At 70.4% G+C, this 21,229-nt stretch carries 18 protein-coding genes; 9 read left to right on the top strand and 9 right to left on the bottom strand.

Annotated elements, in window-relative coordinates:
- The first annotated feature begins 12 nt into the window (after positions 1-12).
- The 4 genes from ACZ4D5_RS00580 (at position 13) to ACZ4D5_RS00595 (ending at position 5,335) form a co-directional block, all read left to right on the top strand.
- On the top strand, positions 13-1,491 hold the full coding sequence (locus ACZ4D5_RS00580; protein WP_467770124.1) for an MFS transporter: 1,479 nt from the start codon (positions 13-15) through the stop codon (positions 1,489-1,491).
- 111 nt (positions 1,492-1,602) lie between these two features.
- Positions 1,603-3,402 (top strand): DEAD/DEAH box helicase, encoded by a 1,800-nt coding sequence (locus ACZ4D5_RS00585; protein WP_467770125.1) that lies wholly within the window; start codon positions 1,603-1,605, stop codon positions 3,400-3,402.
- Between the two features lie 324 nt (positions 3,403-3,726).
- Positions 3,727-4,368, top strand: a complete 642-nt coding sequence (locus ACZ4D5_RS00590; protein WP_055702359.1) for an IclR family transcriptional regulator — start codon at positions 3,727-3,729, stop codon at positions 4,366-4,368.
- 166 nt (positions 4,369-4,534) lie between these two features.
- The gene (locus ACZ4D5_RS00595) at positions 4,535-5,335 is read left to right on the top strand and encodes a S16 family serine protease (RefSeq protein WP_467770126.1); all 801 of its coding nucleotides are present in this window, start codon (positions 4,535-4,537) and stop codon (positions 5,333-5,335) included.
- A gap of 148 nt (positions 5,336-5,483) precedes the next feature.
- Here the strand turns inward: ACZ4D5_RS00595 and ACZ4D5_RS00600 are convergent, their stop codons facing one another.
- The 6 genes from ACZ4D5_RS00600 to ACZ4D5_RS00625 form a co-directional block, all read right to left on the bottom strand.
- Positions 5,484-6,089, bottom strand: coding sequence for an ArsR/SmtB family transcription factor (locus ACZ4D5_RS00600; protein WP_467770127.1), 606 nt, complete (start codon positions 6,087-6,089; stop codon positions 5,484-5,486).
- An 80-nt stretch (positions 6,090-6,169) separates the two neighbouring features.
- Entirely contained in the window at positions 6,170-7,138 is a 969-nt protein-coding gene (locus tag ACZ4D5_RS00605) for a glycine betaine ABC transporter substrate-binding protein (protein WP_467770128.1), read from the bottom strand.
- Positions 7,135-7,998 (bottom strand): ABC transporter permease, encoded by an 864-nt coding sequence (locus tag ACZ4D5_RS00610; RefSeq protein WP_467770129.1) that lies wholly within the window; start codon positions 7,996-7,998, stop codon positions 7,135-7,137. Before ACZ4D5_RS00610 ends, ACZ4D5_RS00605 begins: the two co-directional genes overlap by 4 nt.
- Positions 7,995-9,203: a betaine/proline/choline family ABC transporter ATP-binding protein gene (locus ACZ4D5_RS00615; protein WP_467771456.1), complete on the bottom strand. Its 1,209-nt coding sequence runs from the start codon at positions 9,201-9,203 to the stop codon at positions 7,995-7,997. The genes ACZ4D5_RS00610 and ACZ4D5_RS00615 overlap by 4 nt, the downstream gene beginning before the upstream one ends.
- A gap of 73 nt (positions 9,204-9,276) precedes the next feature.
- Complete coding sequence (locus ACZ4D5_RS00620) at positions 9,277-9,924, bottom strand: ABC transporter permease (RefSeq protein ID WP_467771457.1); 648 nt, start codon at positions 9,922-9,924, stop codon at positions 9,277-9,279.
- Positions 9,925-9,969: 45 nt separating this feature from the next.
- A complete protein-coding gene (locus ACZ4D5_RS00625) occupies positions 9,970-10,440 on the bottom strand; it encodes an Lrp/AsnC family transcriptional regulator (RefSeq protein ID WP_362339844.1) in 471 nt (156 codons plus the stop codon).
- 121 nt (positions 10,441-10,561) lie between these two features.
- Between ACZ4D5_RS00625 and hppD the strand changes: the two genes are divergently transcribed.
- Positions 10,562-11,710 (top strand): 4-hydroxyphenylpyruvate dioxygenase, encoded by a 1,149-nt coding sequence (hppD, locus tag ACZ4D5_RS00630; protein ID WP_467770130.1) that lies wholly within the window; start codon positions 10,562-10,564, stop codon positions 11,708-11,710.
- A 61-nt stretch (positions 11,711-11,771) separates the two neighbouring features.
- Here hppD and ACZ4D5_RS00635 read toward each other — a convergent pair whose 3' ends face one another.
- Positions 11,772-13,295: a tetratricopeptide repeat protein gene (locus ACZ4D5_RS00635; RefSeq protein ID WP_467770131.1), complete on the bottom strand. Its 1,524-nt coding sequence runs from the start codon at positions 13,293-13,295 to the stop codon at positions 11,772-11,774.
- 108 nt (positions 13,296-13,403) lie between these two features.
- Here ACZ4D5_RS00635 and ACZ4D5_RS00640 point away from each other — a divergent pair, with 108 nt between their 5' ends.
- Positions 13,404-14,774: an FAD-binding oxidoreductase gene (locus ACZ4D5_RS00640; protein ID WP_467770132.1), complete on the top strand. Its 1,371-nt coding sequence runs from the start codon at positions 13,404-13,406 to the stop codon at positions 14,772-14,774.
- 49 nt (positions 14,775-14,823) lie between these two features.
- On the opposite strand, the gene ACZ4D5_RS00645 is transcribed toward ACZ4D5_RS00640, so the two are convergent.
- Entirely contained in the window at positions 14,824-15,297 is a 474-nt protein-coding gene (locus ACZ4D5_RS00645) for an SsgA family sporulation/cell division regulator (RefSeq protein WP_467770133.1), read from the bottom strand.
- A gap of 268 nt (positions 15,298-15,565) precedes the next feature.
- Between ACZ4D5_RS00645 and ACZ4D5_RS00650 the strand changes: the two genes are divergently transcribed.
- Both ACZ4D5_RS00650 and ACZ4D5_RS00655 read left to right on the top strand, forming a co-directional pair.
- Positions 15,566-17,125, top strand: coding sequence for an RDD family protein (locus tag ACZ4D5_RS00650; protein ID WP_467770134.1), 1,560 nt, complete (start codon positions 15,566-15,568; stop codon positions 17,123-17,125).
- A gap of 67 nt (positions 17,126-17,192) precedes the next feature.
- Positions 17,193-17,900, top strand: coding sequence for an RDD family protein (locus ACZ4D5_RS00655; RefSeq protein ID WP_467770135.1), 708 nt, complete (start codon positions 17,193-17,195; stop codon positions 17,898-17,900).
- A gap of 70 nt (positions 17,901-17,970) precedes the next feature.
- Here ACZ4D5_RS00655 and ACZ4D5_RS00660 read toward each other — a convergent pair whose 3' ends face one another.
- Positions 17,971-18,249, bottom strand: coding sequence for a hypothetical protein (locus tag ACZ4D5_RS00660; protein ID WP_467770136.1), 279 nt, complete (start codon positions 18,247-18,249; stop codon positions 17,971-17,973).
- 457 nt (positions 18,250-18,706) lie between these two features.
- Between ACZ4D5_RS00660 and ACZ4D5_RS00665 the strand changes: the two genes are divergently transcribed.
- A complete protein-coding gene (locus ACZ4D5_RS00665; protein WP_467770137.1) occupies positions 18,707-21,127 on the top strand; it encodes an immune inhibitor A domain-containing protein in 2,421 nt (806 codons plus the stop codon).
- Positions 21,128-21,229 lie beyond the last annotated feature (102 nt).

Below are 21,229 nucleotides of genomic sequence, written 5' to 3' on the forward strand. Positions count from 1 at the left end.
ACCCTGACCTGCATGACCGACACTGGCGTCGCCGCCGAATCCGCTGAACCCGCCGAATCCATAGCCCCGCCCGCCCCGCAGGGAACCGGCGGCGTCCTCGGCAAGCCCTACCGTGCCCTCAGCATCGGCATCGTCTCCGTCGTCCTGCTCATCGCCTTCGAGGCGACCGCCGTCGGGACCGCGATGCCCGTGGCCGCGCGGGAGCTCGACGGGGTCTCGCTGTACGCCTTCGCCTTCTCCGGGTACTTCACGACGAGCCTCTTCGGCATGGTGCTCAGCGGTCAGTGGGCCGACCGGCGCGGGCCCCTCGGGCCGCTCGCCGCCGGGATCTCGCTCTTCGCGGCCGGGCTGCTGCTGAGCGGGACCGCCGGGGCCATGTGGCTGTTCATCCTGGGGCGGGCCGTGCAGGGGCTCGGCGGCGGGCTCGTCATCGTCGCGCTGTACGTCGTCGTCAGCCGCGCCTACCCCGAGCATCTGCGGCCGTCCATCATGGCGGCGTTCGCGGCCAGCTGGGTCGTCCCCTCGGTCGTGGGACCGCTGGTCTCCGGCACCGTCACCGAGCACCTCGGGTGGCGCTGGGTCTTCATCGGCATCCCGGTGCTCGTCGCCGCCCCGCTCGCCCTCGCGCTGCCCCAGATCCGGCGCACCGCCTCCGGGCCCGTCGACCCGGACGCGCCCCCCGCCGCCTTCGACCGCCGCCGCATCCGCCTCGCGCTCGGCATCTCGCTGGGGGCGGGTCTCCTCCAGTACGCCGGGCAGGATCTGCGGTGGCTGTCCCTGCTGCCCGCCGCGGTGGGGGCGGCCGTCCTCGTACCCGCCGTGCTCGGACTGCTGCCCCGCGGCACCTACCGCGCCGCCCGCGGGCTGCCCTCCGTCGTGCTCCTGCGCGGCGTCGCCGCCGGTTCGTTCATCGCCGCCGAGTCCTTCGTGCCGTTGATGCTCGTCACCCAGCGGGGGCTGAGCCCCACCATGGCCGGGCTCTCGCTCGCCGTGGGCGGGGCGACCTGGGCCCTTGGTTCGTACGTCCAGTCCCGGCCCCGCATGGAGCCCCACCGCGGGCGGCTCGTGGCCGCGGGCATGGTGCTCGTCGCGGCCGCCATCGCCACCGCGCCGGCCGTCCTCGTCGAGGCCGTGCCCGTGTGGATCGTCGCGGTCGCCTGGGCCTTCGGCTGCTTCGGCATGGGCATGGTCATCGCCTCGACGAGCGTGCTGCTCCTGAGGCTCTCGCCGCCCGAGGACGCGGGGTCGAATTCGGCCGCGCTGCAGATCTCCGACGGCCTCTCGAACGTCATCCTGCTCGCCGTCGGCGGCGCCGCCTTCGCGGCCCTCGGCGGGGGCACGGTGGGCGCGACACACGGGGCGGCGGGCGAGGCCGCGGGATCCCACCCGGCCGCCTTCGTCGCCGTTTTCCTGCCCATGGCGGCGGTCGCCCTGGTCGGGGCCTGGGTGGGCACGCGGCTGAAGGAACGTACGCCTCGGACGTCCGTGTGAGACCCGTCCCACCCACCTCCGGCACCGCCTCGATCTCACGGGTACGTCAACCCGTCACCGGTAAGGTGGCCCGGTTGTCGTACGTACCCGAGAAGTCAAAACCCGGAGACCGTGACTACCACCAGCGCCGCCGCCAACTCCTCCCACCACCTCTCTCCCGCCTTCCCAGGACGGGCCCCCTGGGGTACCGCCAACAAGCTGCGTGCCTGGCAGCAGGGCGCGATGGAGAAGTACATCCAGGAGCAGCCGCGAGACTTCCTGGCCGTCGCCACCCCCGGCGCCGGCAAGACGACGTTCGCGCTCACGCTCGCGTCGTGGCTGCTGCACCACCATGTCGTGCAGCAGGTCACCGTGGTCGCCCCGACCGAACACCTGAAGAAGCAGTGGGCCGAAGCGGCCGCCCGTATAGGCATCAAGCTGGACCCGGAGTACAGCGCCGGTCCGCTCAGCAAGGAGTACCAGGGCGTCGCCGTGACCTACGCGGGCGTGGGCGTGCGGCCGATGCTGCACCGCAACCGCAGCGAGCAGCGCAAGACCCTCGTGATCCTCGACGAGATCCACCATGCGGGAGACAGCAAGTCCTGGGGTGAGGCCTGCCTCGAAGCCTTCGAGCCCGCGACGCGCCGCCTCGCGCTCACCGGCACGCCCTTCCGCTCCGACACCAACCCGATCCCCTTCGTCACGTACGAGGAAGGCAACGACGGCATCCGGCGCTCCGCCGCCGACTACACCTACGGCTACGGCAGCGCGCTGGGCGACGGCGTCGTGCGGCCCGTCATCTTCCTCTCGTACTCCGGCAACATGCGCTGGCGCACGAAGGCGGGCGACGAGATCGCGGCCCGCCTCGGCGAGCCCATGACCAAGGACGCCGTCTCGCAGGCCTGGCGCACCGCGCTGGACGCGCGCGGCGAGTGGATGCCGAACGTCCTCAAGGCCGCCGACAAGCGGCTCAGCGAGGTCAGGAAGGCCATCCCCGACGCGGGCGGCCTCGTCATCGCCTCCGACCAGGACTCCGCGCGCGCCTACGCCAAGCTGATCCGCGAGATCACCGGGACCAAGGCGACCGTCGTCCTCTCCGACGACACCGGCGCCTCCCAGCGCATCGACGACTTCAGTGCCGGTACCGACCGGTGGATGGTCGCGGTCCGCATGGTGTCCGAGGGCGTCGACGTGCCGCGTCTCGCGGTCGGGGTGTACGCCACCACCATCTCGACGCCGCTCTTCTTCGCGCAGGCCGTCGGCCGTTTCGTGCGGTCAAGGCGGCGCGGGGAGACGGCCTCCGTCTTCCTGCCGACCGTCCCCGACCTGCTCACCTTCGCCAACGAGATGGAGGTCGAGCGCGACCACGCCCTCGACAAGCCGAAGAAGGAGGGCGAGGAGGACCCCTACGCCGAGTCCGAGAAGGAGATGGACGAGGCGAACAAGGAGCAGGACGAGGACACCGGCGAACAGGAGCAGTTCTCCTTCGAGGCCCTGGAGTCCGAGGCCGTCTTCGACCGCGTCCTCTTCGACGGCGCCGAGTTCGGCATGCAGGCGCACCCGGGCAGCGAGGAGGAGCAGGACTATCTGGGCATCCCCGGCCTCCTCGAACCCGACCAGGTGCAGATGCTGCTCCAGAAGCGGCAGGCCCGGCAGATCGCCCACAGCAAGAAGAAGCCGGACGAGGAGGCCGACCTCCTCGAACTCCCCGCCGAGCGGCGCCCGGTGGTCTCCCACAAGGAGCTCCTCGGGCTCAGGAAACAGCTGAACACGATGGTCGGCGCGTACGTCCATCAGAGCGGGAAGCCGCACGGCGTGATCCACACCGAGCTGCGCCGCACCTGCGGCGGGCCGCCGAGCGCGGAGGCCACGGCGGGACAGCTGCGGCAGCGCATCCAGAAGGTCCAGGAGTGGGCCACCCGCATGAAGTGACCGCCGGGTACTCGCGAGTAGGGAGCGGCGCGTTCCGAGTGGGGAGGCCGTGTGCGGAGGTCGTGCACGCCTCTTCCCGCCCGCCCTGTGCGTAACGGGGCAATGGGGGCGCCAGGGACGTTGACGTGCCCGGATTCTGGACGAAGTCTTCCGCTGAGCGGGACGGCCTCGCTACTGTCCCCGCAACGCACACGCCCCGTGGCAGCGCCGCCGCGGAGCGCAGCCGGTGTTCCGACCGGCGGCCTCTGACGCGCGTCGCCCACGGGACCGGCGGCGCATCCGCCGCGTAGGGGGCCGCCGACCCTCACCTAAGGAGTGGGCGTCGTGACCGCGGAGACTTCCCAGACGCTCGACCGAGGACTGCGCGTCCTCAAGCTGCTGGCCGACACCGACCACGGACTCACGGTCACCGAGCTGTCCAACAAGCTCGGCGTGAACCGCACCGTGGTCTACCGCCTGCTCGCCACGCTGGAGCAGCACGCGCTCGTCCGCCGGGACCTGGGCGGCCGCGCCCGCGTCGGCCTCGGCGTGCTGCGCCTGGGCCGCCAGGTGCACCCGCTGGTGCGCGAGGCCGCGCTGCCCGCCCTGCGCTCGCTCGCCGAGGACATAGGCGCGACGGCGCACCTGACCCTCGTCGACGGCACGGAGGCGCTGGCCGTCGCGGTCGTGGAGCCGACCTGGACGGACTACCACGTCGCCTACCGCACCGGCTTCCGTCACCCCCTGGACCGCGGAGCCGCGGGCCGCGCCATCCTCGCCGCCCGCCAGGGCCTGGTCACCGACCCCGGCTACGCCCTCACCCACGGCGAGCTGGAGGCCGGCGCGAGCGGGGCGGCGGCGCCGCTGGTGGGTGTGACGGGGATAGAGGGCAGCGTAGGCGTGGTCATGCTCGCGGACTCGGTACCGGAGCGGGTGGGCCCCCGGGTGGTCGACGCGGCCCGGGAAGTCGCCGACGCCCTGCGCTGAGGCCGCGCGGGCGAACGGTGTCACGCGGCTCGGCCGATCGCTGGCTGCGCCGAGCCCGTCCTCAAACGCCGGACGGGCTGGATACATCTGCACGGGCTGGATACGTCCGCGCTCGCTGCCCGGGTGCGAGACGAGCTGGATTTGCCGCGCGGGTTAGATTGATCCCGTGTTCTCTCGTTTCACGCGCCCCCAGGCCCTCGCCGTCTGCGCCCTCCCCGTGGTGGCCCTGCTCGCCGTCGCGGGGCTCGCGCCGCTGCCGTTCGCCGTGGCCCAGCCGGGCGGCACGACGAACGTCCTCGGGGAGCACGAGGGCAAGCCGGTCCTCACGATCACCGGCGCCCCCACGCGGCCGACCACCGGCGAGCTGCGCATGACGACGATCGTCGCCACGGGCCCGCAGATGGACGTGTACCTGGGCGACGTGATCGACGGCTGGTTCCGCACGGACCGCGCGGTGATGCCGAAGGACTCGGTCTACCCCGTCGGCGACAACGAGAAGGAAGTCGAGAAGCACAACCTCGGCGACATGAAGGAGTCGCAGGACGACGCGACGAAGGCGGCGCTGAACTACCTGAAGGCGAACGGCGTCGACCACACCGACAAGGTGGAGGTCAAGGCCGACCTCGGCAGGATCGGCGGCCCGAGCGCGGGCCTGTTCCTCTCGCTCGGCATCATCGACAAGCTGGACGGGAACGGCAGCGGCCGCGACCTCACGGGCGGCCGCAAGATCGCGGGCACCGGCACGATCACGGCTGACGGCAAGGTCGGCCCGGTCGGCGGCGTGTCCATGAAGACGCAGGGCGCGCGGCGTGACGGCGCGACCGTCTTCCTGGTCCCGAAGGCCGAGTGCAAGGACGCCGAGGCGGAGCTGCCGAAGGGGCTTCAGCTGATCCCGGTCACGACGCTGTCGGGCACGGTCGACGCGCTGCGGGCCCTGGAGAAGGGCGAGAAGGTCCCGAGCTGCTGACGAGCTTGAGGCCCAACTCGACGAGGGTCCAGCCGAGTTGTGTACGCAGCTGAGGGTGCCGGCTGCGCGGGGGCGCCGCCTCGTGGAGCTCGGCGGCGCGGGTGTGGTGCAGGATCAGGTGGATGTCGGGGTGCATGGCGTTCCCCTCTCAGGTGTCGTCGGCCATCGGCCGGGTCGGGAAGATGTGGGAGTGGACGCGGACCTGGGCGACGTCCGGCGTGCCTTCTTCCGGCGCCAACTCGCGGTAGCTCTCGATGAGTTCACTGACCTTGTGGCTCAGCTCGCCGGCGAGTGCGGGCGTCAGGGTCAGGGTGTAGTCGCTGGTGTCCGCGGCCTCGTCCCACTCCTGTGACCACTCGTGCCGGGTGGCGATCCAGGTGGTCACCTCCTGCGAGCGCTGTGCGGCGTACTCGTACAGGAGGGTGCTGAGTGCGCCCTGCACCTCCGGGTCGCGGTCTCGGATGAGGTTCTGGTCGGTGCGTGTCCCCTGGTGGGTGGAGCGCCACCACCGCTCCCTGCCCTTGCCGCGCTCCGGGTCGTCCTCGACGAAGCCGTACTCCGCGAGCTGACGCAGGTGGTAGCTGGTCGCTCCACTCGACTCGCCCAGCCGGGAGGCGAGTTGGGACGCGGTGGCCGGGCCGTCCAGGCGCAGCGAGCTGAGCAGACGCATGCGCAAGGGGTGGGCGAGCCCGCGCAGTGAGCGCGGGTTGAGGTGGTGGACCTTGCGGGGCGGTGGCTGCGGGTCTGCCGTCATGTTCGGCAGCGTAGAGTTGCAAAGACTCCGTTGCAACAGTTTTTGCAACGGAGTCTTTGCAACTCCGGAGGGTGGCCGCGTCACTCCTTGACGAACCCCTCCTCGATCAGCCAGTCCTTCGCCACCTCGTGCGGGTCCTGCCCCTCCACGTCCACCTTGGAGTTGAGGTCCTGCGCGACCGTGTTGTTCAGCTTCTTCGTGATGGGGGCGAGGACCTCGGCCATCTCCGGGTGCTTCTCCAGGGACTTGCTGTTGATCTCCGGCGCGGCGTTGTAGTTGGGGAAGAAGTGCTTGTCGTCCTCCATCACCGTCAGGTCCATGGCCTTGATGCGGCCGTCGGTGGTGAAGACCTCGCCGTACGTGCAGGACCCCTTGGACGCCTGCGTGTAGATGATGCCGGTGTCCATCTTGGTGATGTTGGACGCCGGGACGCTCATCCCGTACGCCTTCTGCATGCCGGGCAGACCGTCGTCCCGGGACGCGAACTCGCTCTCCACGCACAGCGTGACGGCCTTCGGGTCGGACTTGGACAGGGCCGCCACGTCCGAGAGCGTCTTCGTCTTGTACTTCGCCTCGTTCTTCTGGTTCATGGCAAGCGCGTACGTGTTGTTGAGCGCGGCAGGCGGCAGCCAGGTGATGCCGTTCTTCAGGTCCGCGTCGTGCACCGCCCGCCACTGCTTCTGCGGGTCGTCGATGGGCTCGGAGTTGCCCTGGTAGGTGATCCAGGCGGTGCCCGTGTACTCGTACATGGCGTCCGCGTCGCCGCCCTTGACGGCCTCACGCGCGCCGATCGAGCCCTGGATGCCGGTGCGGTCGAGCACGTCCGCGCCGGCCGCCTCGAAGGCGATGCCCATGATCGCGCCCAGGATCAGCTGCTCGGTGAACTCCTTGGAGGTGACGGTGAGATCGGCGCCCTTGAGGGGCAGGCCCTTGCCGATGGAGCCGGGCTTGACGTCGTCCACCATCGGGCTGCCGCTGGTGAGCCCGCACCCGGCGAGCAGCGCCACGCCCAGGGCGCCGACGGCGTACGTACGCAACGTGACCCTCATGACCGCACCTCCAACCCGCGCGGGCGCAGGACCAGTTCGGCCAGCGAGGCCAGCCAGTCCACCAGGAGCGCGAGCGCGATCGTCAGGATCGAACCGAGCATGAGGACCGGCATCCGCTGATTGGTCATGCCCGTGGTGATCAGGTCGCCGAGGCCCCCGCCGCCGCCGAAGGTGGCCAGCGTCGCCGTGCCGACGTTCAGGACGAGCGCCGTGCGCACGCCCGCGAGGATCAGCGGTACGGCCAGGGGGAGTTCGACCTTCGTCAGGACGCCGAGCGGCGACATGCCGATGCCGCGCGCCGCTTCGAGGAGGGTCGGGTCGTTCGCCTTCAAGCCCGCGATCGTGTTGGACAGGACCGGCAGGACGGCGTAGATGATGATGCCGATCAGGGCCGCCTTCTCGCCGATGCCGAGCCAGATCACCAGGAGTGCCAGGAGGCCGATCGCGGGCGTCGCCTGGCCGATGTTGGCCAGCGCCATCGCGGCGGGCGCGGCCTTCCGCAGCCGCCTGCGGGTCAGCAGGATGCCCAGCGGGATCGCGATGATCAGGACGAAGAAGGTGGAGATCGCGGTCAGTTGGACGTGCTGGCGAAGGCGCAGCCACACGTTGCCGTTCGCCAGCGCGTTCCTCGAGATCGAGTCGAGGTCGGCCTGCTGGAACCACCACCAGGTCAGCAGCAGGACCACCGCGAGCACGGCGGGCAGGAACGTGAGCTTCTGCCAGGTGACCCGGCGCGGCTGCGCGTCGGGGACGTCCGGGGGAGGGGCCTCCTGCTCGCCCTCGCCCACGTCGCGGAAGGCGAGGCCCTTGACCTCGTGCTCGCCCCGGGGGCGGGTCTCGTCGCGCGGGGACGGCCTCATGCCTTCGCCTCCCCTCCGTCGCCCTCCTGCTCCTGGTGGGTCAGCCTCTGGCGCTGTTCCTCCAGTTCGTGCTGGTGCTCGACGGCTTCGAGGCGGTCGGCCTCCAGCATCTCGTGGACGGAGTTCATCAGCGTCTCCATGTCGACGACGCCGGTGTACTCGCCGCGCCGCCCGGTCACCGCGACCCGGCCCGCGTTGTCCGTGAGGACGGCTTCGAGCGCGTCGCGCAGGGTGGCGTCGCGGGTCACCGTGTCGTGCACGAGGGTGCCCGCGCGGGCCAGCGAGCCCTTGGCGCGCATCAGGTCCCCACGCCTGAGCCACTTGTAGGGGCGGCCGCGCTTGTCGAGCAGGAGCAGTTCGTTGGTGCCGCCGCCGCGGAGCTTGTCGAAGATGTCCTGCAGCGGGTCGTCGATCGTCACCGTCGGCACGTCGGCGATCTCCACATCCCGTACGCGGGTGAGGTTCAGCCGCTTGAGCGCCGCGCCCGCACCCACGAACCCGGAGACGAAGTCGTCGGCGGGGTTGGTGAGGATGGCCTCCGGAGTGTCGAACTGCGCGATGTGCGAGCGCTCCCGCAGGACGGCGATGCGGTCGCCGAGCTTGATGGCCTCGTCGAAGTCGTGCGTGACGAAGACGATGGTCTTGTGCAGCTCGTGCTGGAGCCGGATCAGCTCGTCCTGGAGGTGGTCGCGGGTGATCGGGTCGACGGCGCCGAACGGCTCGTCCATCAGGAGCACCGGCGGATCGGCGGCCAACGCCCGTGCCACGCCGACGCGTTGCTGCTGGCCGCCGGAGAGCTGGCGCGGGTAGCGGCCGTGGAACTCGGCCGGGTCGAGCCCCACCAGATCCAGCATCTCCTCGACGCGCGACTTGATCCGCGACTTCCCCCAGCCCACCATCTTCGGCACGAGGGCGATGTTCTGGGCCACCGTCATGTGCGGGAAGAGACCGGACGACTGGATCGCGTAGCCGACCTTGCGGCGCAGCTTCACCGGGTCGATGTCGGTGACGTCCTCGCCGTTGATGCGGATGCGGCCGCTGGTCGGCTCGATGAGCCGGTTGATCATCTTCAGGGTCGTCGACTTCCCGCAGCCGGACGGGCCCACGAAGATGACGATCTCGCCCGCCTTGATCTCCATGTTGACGCTGTCCACGGCCGGGTCGCCGCTGCCCGGATAGCGCTTGGTGAGGTTCTCCAGCTCGATCGTCGCTCCGGACGTGGTGGCGGGGGCCGGTCCTCCGGCCTCGTCCGTCGTCGCGTTCTCGGTGGCGGTGGTCTCAGACACGGATACCCCTCGGAATGGTCAGCCGGCCGATCAGGACGTACGCGGCGTCGAAGAGCAGCGCGAGGACGATGATCCCGAGCGTGCCCGCGAGCACCTGGTTGAGCGCGTTCTTGCTGCCGAGCGAGCCGATGCCGCGGAAGATCTCGTTGCCGAGGCCGGGCCCCGACGCGTACGCGGCGATGGCCGCGATGCCCATCAGCATCTGCGTGGAGACGCGGATGCCGGTCAGGATCGGCGGCCAGGCGATCGGCAGCTCCACCTTGAACAGGCGGGCGATCCTGGACATCCCGATGCCCTTCGCCGCGTCGACGAGCGAGGGGTCGACGCCGCGCAGCCCGACGATGGAGTTCCGCACGATCGGCAGCAGCCCGTACAGCGTCAGCGCGATGACGGTCGGCGCGACGCCGAGCCCCACGACGGGGATCAGCAGGCCGATCATGGCGAGCGAGGGGATGGTCAGGATGGTGGAGGTCGTCGTCGTGGCCAGGTTGCCCGCCCACTCGCTGCGGTAGGTGAAGACGCCGATCAGTACGCCGATCACGGTCGCGACGACCATGCACTGGAAGACGGCGCTCGCGTGCTGGTACGCGTCCGTCAGCAACTGTTGGTGACGGTTGCCGAGGTAGTCCCAGAAATTCACTGAAGTGCTCACCTCGTCTTTCCGAGTCCTGCCGAAGTCCCGGACTCAGGAGTCTTCGGACGCCTGCTCCACCAGCGGGATGATGCGCAGCGGAACAGGGTTCTCCATGACGATCGCCGTGGAGGCCCGGACGATGCCATCAAAACCCACCACCCGGTCGATCACACGTTGGAGATCCGCGTTCGACCGGGCCACCAGACGGCAGAGCATGTCGCCGTGGCCCGTGATGGTGTGCAGTTCGAGGACCTCGGCCACGGACGCCAAATGCGCCCGCACGTCCGCCCCCTGGCCCTGTTTGATCTCCAGCGTCGCGAAGGCCGTCACGGGGTAGCCGAGCGCCGCCGGATCGACCTCCGGTCCGAACCCCCGGATGACTCCATTGGACTGAAGGCGGTCCATGCGCGCCTGCACCGTGCCGCGCGCGACGCCGAGCCTGCGGGACGCCTCAAGAACCCCGATACGCGGCTCCCGCGCCAGGAGCACGATGAGCCTGCCGTCCAGATGATCGATCGCCATGACGCCTCCATGATGGTCATGATGTACAGATAGCCCGCCCATCCTGGCCATCCGCTGGGCAGATTGACCACTGAAAACGAGAACTATTGCGCACCTTGTGGATCGGCGGGAGCCTCAGGACATGACTGAGACCACCACCCACACCACCCCCGACACCGCGCGCGAGGCCGACCCCTTCCCGGTCAAGGGAATGGACGCGGTCGTCTTCGCCGTGGGCAACGCCAAGCAGGCGGCGCACTACTACTCCACCGCGTTCGGCATGAAGCTCGTCGCCTACTCCGGACCGGAGAACGGCAGCCGCGAGACCGCGAGTTACGTGCTCACGAACGGCGCCGCCCGCTTCGTCTTCACCTCCGTCATCAAGGCCTCCACCGAGTGGGGCACCTTCCTCGCCTCGCACGTGGCCGAGCACGGCGACGGCGTCGTCGACCTCGCCATCGAGGTCCCGGACGCGCGCGCCGCGTACGCGTACGCCGTCGAGCACGGCGCCCGCGGGATCACGGAGCCGTACGAGGAGAAGGACGAGAACGGCACGGTCGTGCTCGCCGCCATCGCCACCTACGGCAAGACCCGCCACACCCTGGTCGAGCGCACCGACTACGACGGCCCTTACCTGCCCGGTTTCGTGACCGCGAACCCGATCGTCGAGCCGCCGGCCAAGCGGACCTTCCAGGCGATCGACCACTGCGTCGGCAACGTCGAGCTCGGCAAGATGAACGAGTGGGTCGGCTTCTACAACAAGGTCATGGGCTTCACGAACATGAAGGAGTTCGTGGGCGACGACATCGCGACCGAGTACTCGGCGCTGATGTCCAAGGTGGTCGCGGACGGCACCCTCAAGGTGAAGTTCCCGATCAACGAGCCCGCGATCGCCAAGAAGAAGTCGCAGATCGACGAGTACCTGGAGTTCTACGGCGGCGCCGGCGTCCAGCACATCGCGCTCGCCACGAACGACATCGTCGAGACCGTGCGCACGATGCGGGCGGCGGGCGTGCAGTTCCTGGACACCCCCGACTCGTACTACGACACCCTCGGCGAGTGGGCGGGCGAGACCCGCGTGCCCGTGGAGACCCTGCGCGAGCTGAAGATCCTCGTCGACCGCGACGAGGACGGCTACCTGCTGCAGATCTTCACCAAGCCGGTCCAGGACCGCCCGACGGTCTTCTTCGAGATGATCGAACGCCACGGCTCGATGGGCTTCGGCAAGGGCAACTTCAAGGCCCTGTTCGAGGCGATCGAGCGGGAGCAGGAGAAGCGGGGCAACCTGTAGGGGCCCCGTAAGGGGCGCGGGGAACTGCGCGACCAGCCACGACGCACCCGCGGAAAACCAATCAGCGAGGCTTTCGGGCAGGCGCTGAAGCCGCAGGCTCCGCGCTCTGCTTGGGCGTCGCCGCAACAGGCCGTGGCCCCACCGTTTGCCGACGCGGTGGGGCCACCGGCCTCGGCGCGTACATCTGGGCCGGCCCGCCCTCCGGCGGGTCCCCCAGCGCCTCCAACGCCTCCTTGGCCACAGGCACCCGCAGCGGCGAGAAGTACGGATTGATCCGCAGCGCCTCGCCCAGGTGCCGCCGCGCCGCCCCGTAGTAGCCCAACTCCCGCTCGATCTGGCCCCGATGGAAGGCGAAGAGGGCGCTGCGCGGCCCCTTCTCCATCGCCTTCGTCACGAGCTTCAGGCCCGCCTCGCCGTCCCCGGCACGGTGCAGGGCCCAGCCCAGCGCGTCCGCCGTCTCCGGGCTGCCGTGCCGCTCGTACTCCGCGGTCAGCCGCTCCACCGCCGCGTCCGCGTCCCCGTGGTCCGCCTCGAAGAGGCCGAGGATCCGTTCGTTGTTGACGCCGCCCACGCTCTCCTGCCTCACCCGCGCCCGCAGCACGTCGTACTGCGCGCGGGCCGCCGGAGCAAGACGCAGCGACTCGTACAACTCGCCCAGTTCCAGGGCGTATTCGGGCAGCGGCTGCTTCGTCATCGCCGAGCGGTAGGCGTGCAGCGCGTCCGACGAGCGGCCGAGGGCGGCCAGGGCGCGGCCCCGGCCCGCCAGCGAGGGGTGGTGGTCGGCGTCGGCGGCGAGCGCCGCGTCGTAGTAGCGCAGCGCCTCCGCGGGTTCGCCCCGCTCCCAGGCGAGTTCGGCCACGCGGTGCAGGCACGCCGCCTTCTCCGCGGGGGCCTCGGCGAGCGCCGCGGCGTCGGTGAGCGCGGCGTTCGCGTCCTCGCGCCAGCCGCGGCTGCGGTAGACCTGCCCGGCGCGCGTCATGACCGCGGGGCCCGAGCCCAGCTCCTGCAGGGACTCCAGGGCCCTGCCCACGCCCTTCGCGTCACCGAGCCCGCTGTAGGCGTCGATCAGCGCGGGATAGGAGGTCCACCGCTTCGGCGCCTGCTTCGCCGCCAGCTCGCCCCACTTCCTCGCGGCGCGGAAGTCGTGCCGCGCGTTCGCGAGGACCGCGAGCCCCGTCAAGGCCTCCGCGTTGCCCTCGGGCCGCGCCTTCAGCGAGGTGCGCAGCGCACTCTCGGCCTTGGGGTAGTACGCGACGTCGGCGGTCCGCACGCCCTGTGCCACGTACGCCTGGCCGAGAACCGCCCAGGACTGGTCGTCGCCGGGGTGCGCCCGCACATGCGTCTCGCGCTCCCCGATCAGCGCGGTCAGATCCGGCAGGGCCGCGGGCGCCCCCGCCCCCACGGCCGCCATCGCACGCCCCGCGGGACCGAGGGCGGGCGGCGCCGCGTCGCCGCCGCCCGGGGGCAGCAGCACCAGGACACCGCCGAGCACCGCGCTCCCCGCGACGGCCGCGATCAGCACACGCTTCACCGACGGCTTCATGGTGGACTTGGAAGGCTCCATGGCGTACTTGGAAGGCTCCATGACGCTCACTGTGCGGCAATCACTTCAATACGAAGAGCACATCCCGGCGGCGCGGAACGGCGTCGCACACGGGTTCACACCGATGGCCCCGAGTGCGAGGCTGTGATCATGAGCCGCACCCTGATCGAACGCCTGGAGGAGGGCCTCCCGGCCGAGGCGGTCCTCACCGACCCCGACGTCACCTCCTCGTACTCCCACGACATGGCGAGCTTCTGCGACGCGGGCGTCCCCGCCGTCGTGGTCCTGCCCCGCACCGTCGAGCAGGTCCAGCACGTGATGCGCACGGCCACCGAGCTGCGCGTCCCCGTGGTCCCGCAGGGCGCCCGCACCGGCCTGTCCGGCGCCGCGAACGCCGGCGACGGCTGCATCGTCCTGTCCCTGATCAAGATGGACCGCATCCTGGAGATCAACCCCGTCGACCGCATCGCGGTCGTCGAGCCGGGCGTCGTCAACGCCACGCTCTCCCGCGCGGTGAACGAGCACGGTCTGTACTACCCGCCGGATCCCTCCAGTTGGGAGACCTGCACCATCGGCGGGAACATCGGCACCGCCTCCGGCGGCCTGTGCTGCGTGAAGTACGGGGTCACCGCGGAGTACGTCCTCGGGCTCGACGTCGTCCTCGCCGACGGACGGCTCATGAGCACCGGGCGCCGCACCGCCAAGGGTGTCGCGGGGTACGACCTGACCCGCCTCTTCGTGGGCTCCGAGGGCAGCCTCGGCATCGTCGTCCGCGCCGTCCTCGCGCTCAAGCCGCAGCCGCCCCAGCAGCTGGTCCTGGCAGCCGAGTTCGCCTCGACGCAGGCCGCCTGCGACGCCGTCTGCCGGATCATGGAGGGCGGTCATGTCCCGTCCCTGCTCGAACTGATGGACCGTACGACTGTGAAGGCCGTGAACGCGCTGGCCGGCATGGGACTGCCCGAGACCACCGAGGCGCTGCTGCTCGCGGCCTTCGACACCCCGGACCCCGCGGCGGACCTCGCCGCCGTCGGCGCGCTCTGCGAGGCCGCGGGCGCCACCCAGGTGGTGCCGGCCGAGGACGCGGCCGAGTCCGAGATGCTCCTGCACGCGCGGCGGCTCTCGCTCACCGCACTGGAGGCGATCAAGGGCACCTCGATGATCGACGACGTGTGCGTGCCGCGCACCAGGCTCGCGGACATGCTCGACGGCGTCGAGCGCATCGCCGAGAAGTACGACCTGACCATCGGGGTCTGCGCGCACGCGGGCGACGGCAACACCCACCCCACCGTCTGCTTCGACGCGGCAGACCCCGACGAGGGCCGGCGCGCCCGCGAGTCCTTCGACGAGATCATGGCCCTCGGCCTGGAGCTCGGCGGCACCATCACCGGCGAGCACGGCGTCGGGATCCTGAAGAAGGAGTGGCTGGCACGCGAGATCGGCCCGGTGGGAGTGGAGATGCAGCGGGCCGTCAAGGCGGCCTTCGACCCGCACTCACTCCTCAACCCGGGCAAGCTGTTCTGACGCTCCTCGTGAAGATCCCACTCCGCTCCCGCCCCCGTGGCGGCGGAGTTCACTCACCGTCCTTGGACTCGTCCGAGGGCCACGGGTCGCGCAGCCAGAGGTCGTCGGCCGGGGTGGGGGCGAGCAACTCGGCGAGGCCGTCGTCGATGCCGAGCTGCTCGGCCTCAGAGCCCGGGGGGACCACCCGCAGCGTCCGCTCCAGCCAGGCGGAGACGGCGGCGGCCGGCGCCTCCAGGAGCGCGTCGCCGTCCGGTGAACTGAGCGCCATCAGGACGACGCTGCGCCCCTCCACCTTCGTCGGCCAGACCCGCACGTCGCCGTGGCCGCACGGCCTGAACACCCCCTCCACCAGGAGCTCGCGGGCGAACGTCCAGTTCACCGGGTGCTCGGAACCGATGTGGAAGGCGATGTGGACGGCGTAGGGGTCGTCGGTGCGGTAGCTGAGGCGGGCCGGGACGGGGATGGCCCGTTCCGGCGAGAGGACCAGTTTGAGCTCGAGCTCGCGTTCCACCACAGAGTGCATGTCGTGTGCTTCCTTCCTCGTAGGGGCCCTTGGGAGCGGACCCGTACGAGTGGAGAGCGCGTGATCCCCGAAGCATTACGCGGGTTCCGGAAAATTTCTTCGCGCGACTTTCGAAGAGGTGACCAGGAGGGGGCGCGGGGGTCGCGGGAGATGTGTGGGGAGCGTGCCCGGAAAGTGGTCCGAAGGGCGGGACCCGCCCGGTGGGACACGGAGGTCTGATAGATGTGGAGCCCTCAAAAGACCCCCGAGCAGATACGGGACGACGGACATGAGCGCCCCAACTCCGGCCCCAGGCGACGACCGGCCGCGCGAAGGCTACTACCCGGACCCGTCCATTCCCGGATATGTCCGGTACTGGAACGGTGCCGCCTGGGTACCCGGCACGAGCCGTCCCGCCCCGTCCGACGGAGAACCCCTGCCGGCCCCGCCCGGCGCGGGCGCCGCGGCCCCGGCATCCCCCGCGCCCGCGGAGGAGACGGGCCCCGTCTTCTTCGACGAGGAGCCCGCCGCCGAACCCGAACCCGCCCCCGCCGCCGACGACTCCGCCCGGCACGGCGCGCGGCCCGAGCCCGCCTCCGCCTGGCAGGCCGACGCCACCCGGCAGTCCGGCCTCGGCGGCGAGCAGGAGCGCCGGGTGTCCTGGGGCGCCGCGGGACAGGCCGACCCGCGGGTGCCGAGCGACGCCGCGCCCCGCGCGGAGACCCCCAAGGCCGCCGCGGCTCCGCAGACCCCCGAGGCGTCGGGGGAGGACAGCAACCCCGGCACCGTCACCATCCGCGCCGTCAAGCCGGGTGCCGTCAAGCCGGGTGCCGCCAAGCCGGGTGCCGCGCAGCCCGGTGCCGCCAAGCCGCCCACCGGCGAAGGCACAGTGACGTTCCGTCGGCCGACCGGCCCGGTCAAGCCCGCCGCCTCCGCCGCGGGCAAGCCCGGCGGGCAGGCCACGCCCGCCGCCTCCGCCGGTACGGACGGCACCATGGCGATCCGCGCGATCCGCCCCAAGTCCGGGCAGCGGGGCGGGCAGACCGCCGCCGCGCAGGCCTCCGTACAGCAGGCACCCTCCGTACCGCAGCAGCAGAACCCCTCCGTGCCGCCCCAGGCAGCCGCACCGGCCCCGGCGGTCCAGCAGCCCCAGCCCCAGCCGGACGCCGCGCCCCCGCAGGGCGGCGCCCCCGCCCCCGTCACCTCCGGGCCCGGCGGCGGCTCGCCCTCCTGGGCCCAGCAGGTGCACCAGCTCGCGCAGTCCCCGGCCGCCCCGGGCCCCGCCCAGCAGGGCGAGGGACAGCCCGTCGTGCCGTGGAAGCCGGTGACCGAGGACCCGTTCCTCGCGGCCGCGAGGAACCAGGCCGCCGCCCGGCCCGCGGGGCTCGGCAGGCGCCTCGCCGCGCGGCTCGTCGACACCGTCGTCCTGGCCGCCGTCACCGGCGCCGCCGCGCTGCCGCTCGGCACGAAGGCCGCCGACCACATCGACAGCAAGATCGACGCGGCGAAGCTGTCCGGCGAGAAGACCACGGTCTGGCTGCTCGACGGCACGACCACGGGCTACCTCGGCCTCATCCTCGCCGTCCTGCTGCTCTTCGGCGTCGTCTACGAAGCGCTGCCCACCGCCAAGTGGGGCCGCACCCTCGGCAAGAAGGTGTGCGGCATCGAGGTGCGGGACATCGAGGAGCACGAGGCGCCCACCTTCGGGGCGGCGCTGAAGCGCTGGCTGGTGTACAGCGTGCCGGGCGTCCTCGTCGTCGGCGTCGTGGGCGTCCTGTGGTGCCTCTTCGACCGGCCCTGGCGCCAGTGCTGGCACGACAAGGCGGCGGGCACGTTCGTCGCGGGGTGAGCACCGGGTAACCCGGTCAGCCGCTCGCCGGATGCGGAGAGGGGAGCGGCGCGGTCGACTCGGGACCATGAGCACCGAACCGCCGCAATACCCGCCGCCGGACGACGACCCGTTCAAGAAGCAGCCGCCGCAGCAGCCCCCACAGGGCGGCGGCTCACCGTACGACACCCCGCCCCCGGGCGGCGGTTCCCCCTACGGGGCCCCGCCACCGGGCGGAGGAACGCCGCCTCCGGGCGGTGGCTCCCCCTACGGAACGCCGCCCCCGCCCTACGGAGGCGACCCCTACGGCGGTGGCCCCGGCGGCTACGGCGGGCAGGACCCCCTCGCCGGAATGCCTCCGCTCGCCGACAGCGGGAAGCGTGTGCTGGCCCGCATCATCGACATGATTCTGGTGGGCATCGTCGTCGGGCTGCTGTCCTGGCTGTTCGGCACCGCCGAGTACGACATCGACCCGGACAAGGTGAACACGGGCAAGTCGTTCGGCCAGTCCCTGCTGGCCGCCGTGCTCTACATCGCGTACGACACCTTCATGATCTCCAAGACCGGCCAGACGCTCGGCAAGAAGTGGCTGGGGCTGCGCGTCGCGAACCTCAACGACGGGGCCACGCCGACCATGCAGACCGCGCTCGCCCGCGCGGCGGTGCTCTGGCTGCCGTTCGCCTTCTGCTGCGCCTGCATCTGGACGGCGATCTGCGGCGGCTGGAGCTTCTTCGACAAGCCCTACAAGCAGGGCCTGCACGACAAGGCCGCCAAGACGGTGGTGGTCAGCGTCTGACAGGGGGTGCCTGGTGCGGCGGCACCTCTCGACCGGCGGGCCCGTGATCCACGGGTCCGCCGGTCCGCGTTCACGGACCCGCGGGCTCGTGGACGGACTCGGCGAGCACCGCGCGCTGCGCCGGGACGCGCTCTTCCGCGGAGCGGACCGCGGGTGTAGAGGCGGCCGCGGGTGCCGGTTTCGGCAACGGGACCGTCATCGCGACGAGTAACCCGAGGCCGAGCGCGGCCAGGGCTATCACCATGATTCCCACGCCTGAACTCGTCTGGGACAGAAGCAGCATGGCGAGCGTGGAGAAGACGACGGTCACGGCGCCGTAGGCGATCTGCGCGGCGGTCGGACGAGGCATGGGACGAGGCATGACGGGATCCGTCCTCAAGACAGCAGATGGTGATCTGGTCGTTTGCGAATCAAAGGGTGCTCGACGGCGGCGACTTGGGATGTGCCGCCTCGCGCTGTAGCGCACCGTCGATTGACTCTATTCCGCTGTCTGCCCGACGGGAACGGGCGGTAAGCGTGACCTAACCCACGGTGCCGGAGCACAGGGGGCGCACGGGTTCATGGCGTCCATCAAGTGGACGGCACGGCGCGCCTGTTGACCTTTGCCGTGGCCGAGTGCCCCGTGTCCGGATAGCGGAGCGCCGGGTCTGCATAGTGCACTTGGCCTGTTCAAGTCAAGGTCTGTCTTTTCTCCCGTACTTCCGGTCGAATGTCGTCACTTGTGACGCGTACATCGCGCGCGGACCTCCTCCGACCGGGATCTCGGTCCGCCATTTTCGCGCGGGCGCGGGGGAGGACAGCATCAAGTGACAGTCAGCAGACGGACGTTCAGAGCGACCGCGGCTGCCGTGGCGATGGCCGCGGCGGCCGCGACCTTCGCGGCGACGACGGGTACGGCCTCGGCGGCCGGTGACGGCACCTCGGGCGGGGCGCCGGCCATCGACCGGCAGGACCCCTCGAGGGCCAAGGCCGAGGTCGACCACGACCTCGAAGGACCGTTCAGCAAGCAGCAGGCGCAGCAGCGCAAGGCCGCCCTGCAGCAGGTCGTCGCGGGCGACGCCAAGGTCCAGAAGAAGGGCGCCTCCAAGGTCGTCAAGCTCGACGACAAGAAGTACGTCGAGCTGGGCCGGGAGAAGACCGACAAGATCTTCACGATCCTGGTGGAGTTCGGGGACAAGGTCGACGACACGACCATGTACGACCCGGACGGCCCCGAGGGCCCGGAGCAGCCGGTCAAGAAGTACGGCGGCAAGCCCGGACCGCTGCACAACAAGATAGCCAAGCCGGACCGTGCGAAGGACAACAGCACGGCCTGGCAGGCGGATTACAACCAGAAGCACTTCCAGGACCTGTACTTCGGGAAGGGCAAGGACTCCAAGGGCAAGCAGAAGGAGTCCCTGAAGACCTACTACGAGAAGACCTCGTCCGGCCGCTACTCGGTCGACGGTGAGGTCTCCGACTGGGTCAAGGTCGACTACAACGAGGCCCGTTACGGCTCGAACTACTGCGGCGACACCAACTGCCCGAACGTCTGGGACGCGGTCAAGGACGGCGTGACCGCCTGGACCAAGGACCAGAAGGCCAAGGGCCGCACCGACGAGCAGATCAAGACGGACCTCGCCAAGTACGACCAGTGGGACCGTTACGACTTCGACAACGACGGCAACTTCAACGAGCCCGACGGCTACATCGACCACTTCCAGATCGTCCACGCGGGCGAGGACGAGTCGGCGGGCGGCGGCGCCGAGGGCGAGAACGCCCTGTGGGCCCACCGCTGGTACGCCTACGGCAACGACGCGGGCAAGACCGGACCTTCGCACAACAAGGCCGGCGGCACCCAGATCGGCGACTCGGGCATCTGGGTCGGCGACTACACCATGCAGCCGGAGAACGGCGGCCTCGGCGTCTTCGCCCACGAGTACGGCCACGACCTCGGCCTGCCCGACCTGTACGACACCACGGGCAAGGGCGAGAACTCGGTCGGCTTCTGGTCGCTGATGTCGGCCGGTTCCTGGCTCGGCACCGGCAAGGACTCCATCGGCGACCTGCCGGGCGACATGACCGCCTGGGACAAGTTCCAGCTGGGCTGGCTCGACTACGCCAAGGCCAAGGCGGCCACGACCTCCGAGCACAAGCTGGGCGTCGCGGAGTACAACACCCGCCACCGCCAGGCGCTCGTCGTCGACCTGCCGAAGAAGTCCGTCACCACCACCGTCGTGAAGCCCACCGAGGGCGCCAAGCAGTGGTGGAGCGACCAGGGCGACGACCTCAAGAACACCCTGACGCGATCGGTCGACCTGACCGGCAAGTCCAAGGCCGAGCTCTCCCTCGACGGTTGGTGGGACATCGAGGCCAACTACGACTACCTCTACACCGAGGTCTCGACGGACAACGGCGCCAACTGGACGCCGATCGACGGCACCGCGGACGGCAAGCCGATCACCCGTGACGCCGGTGACAAGCCCGCGTTGACCGGTGCCTCGGCCAAGTACAAGAAGCTGGTCTTCCCGCTCGACGCGTACGCGGGCAAGAAGGTCGACGTCCGCTTCCGCTACTCCACGGACGGCGGCGCGGGCGGCAAGGGCTTCGCGGCCGACTCCCTCGCGATCACCGCGGACGGCGCCAAGCTCTTCGAGGACGGCGCCGAGGGTGACGACAACGGCTGGACGGCGAAGGGCTTCTCGCGCATCGGCGAGTCCTTCACCAAGAAGTACGACCAGTACTACCTCGCCGAGAACCGCCAGTACGTCTCCTACGACAAGACCCTCGAGGTCGGCCCGTACAACTTCGGTTCGAAGGCCCGCCCCGACTGGGTCGAGCACTACCCGTACCAGACCGGCCTGATGGTCTGGCAGTGGGACACCTCGCAGAAGGACAACAACACCAGCCAGCACCCCGGCCAGGGTCTGATCCTTCCGGTCGACGCGCACGCGAAGCCGCTGAAGTGGCAGGACGGCACGCTCCTGCGCAACAAGATCCAGCCGTTCGACGCCCCGTTCAGCAAGTACGCGACCGACAAGCTGACGCTCCACAACGCGGACGTCGCGCTCAAGATCAAGTCCCAGAAGGGCGTCCCGGTCTTCGACGACCGCAAGGGCACCTACTGGTACAAGGAGAACCCCACGGGAAGTGTCAAGGTCACTGACACCAACACTCAGATCAAGATCATCAAGCAGCCCAAGGACGGCTCGACGATCACGGTCCAGGTGGGTCCCTCCACGAAGTAATTAGCGTTATCGCAGTTCAAGCCATGATCGGCCGTCGCCCTCTAGCGGGCGGCGGCCGATCGTGTTTAGGTGCGTGCTGTGGATTTCTTATTGACACGGAAC

The organism is Streptomyces sp. NPDC025651, from assembly GCF_055558735.1.

Coding starts and splice junctions, on each gene's coding strand:
- ACZ4D5_RS00610 (WP_467770129.1), bottom strand. CDS start 7,998: ATGAGGCCGTCCCCGCGCGACGAGACCCGCCCCCGGGGCGAGCACGAG.
- ACZ4D5_RS00625 (WP_362339844.1), bottom strand. CDS start 10,440: ATGGCGATCGATCATCTGGACGGCAGGCTCATCGTGCTCCTGGCGCGG.
- ACZ4D5_RS00580 (WP_467770124.1), top strand. CDS start 13: ATGACCGACACTGGCGTCGCCGCCGAATCCGCTGAACCCGCCGAATCC.
- ACZ4D5_RS00660 (WP_467770136.1), bottom strand. CDS start 18,249: ATGCCTCGTCCGACCGCCGCGCAGATCGCCTACGGCGCCGTGACCGTC.
- ACZ4D5_RS00650 (WP_467770134.1), top strand. CDS start 15,566: ATGAGCGCCCCAACTCCGGCCCCAGGCGACGACCGGCCGCGCGAAGGC.
- ACZ4D5_RS00655 (WP_467770135.1), top strand. CDS start 17,193: ATGAGCACCGAACCGCCGCAATACCCGCCGCCGGACGACGACCCGTTC.
- ACZ4D5_RS00635 (WP_467770131.1), bottom strand. CDS start 13,295: ATGGAGCCTTCCAAGTACGCCATGGAGCCTTCCAAGTCCACCATGAAG.
- ACZ4D5_RS00640 (WP_467770132.1), top strand. CDS start 13,404: ATGAGCCGCACCCTGATCGAACGCCTGGAGGAGGGCCTCCCGGCCGAG.
- ACZ4D5_RS00645 (WP_467770133.1), bottom strand. CDS start 15,297: ATGCACTCTGTGGTGGAACGCGAGCTCGAGCTCAAACTGGTCCTCTCG.
- ACZ4D5_RS00600 (WP_467770127.1), bottom strand. CDS start 6,089: ATGACGGCAGACCCGCAGCCACCGCCCCGCAAGGTCCACCACCTCAAC.
- hppD (WP_467770130.1), top strand. CDS start 10,562: ATGACTGAGACCACCACCCACACCACCCCCGACACCGCGCGCGAGGCC.
- ACZ4D5_RS00605 (WP_467770128.1), bottom strand. CDS start 7,138: ATGAGGGTCACGTTGCGTACGTACGCCGTCGGCGCCCTGGGCGTGGCG.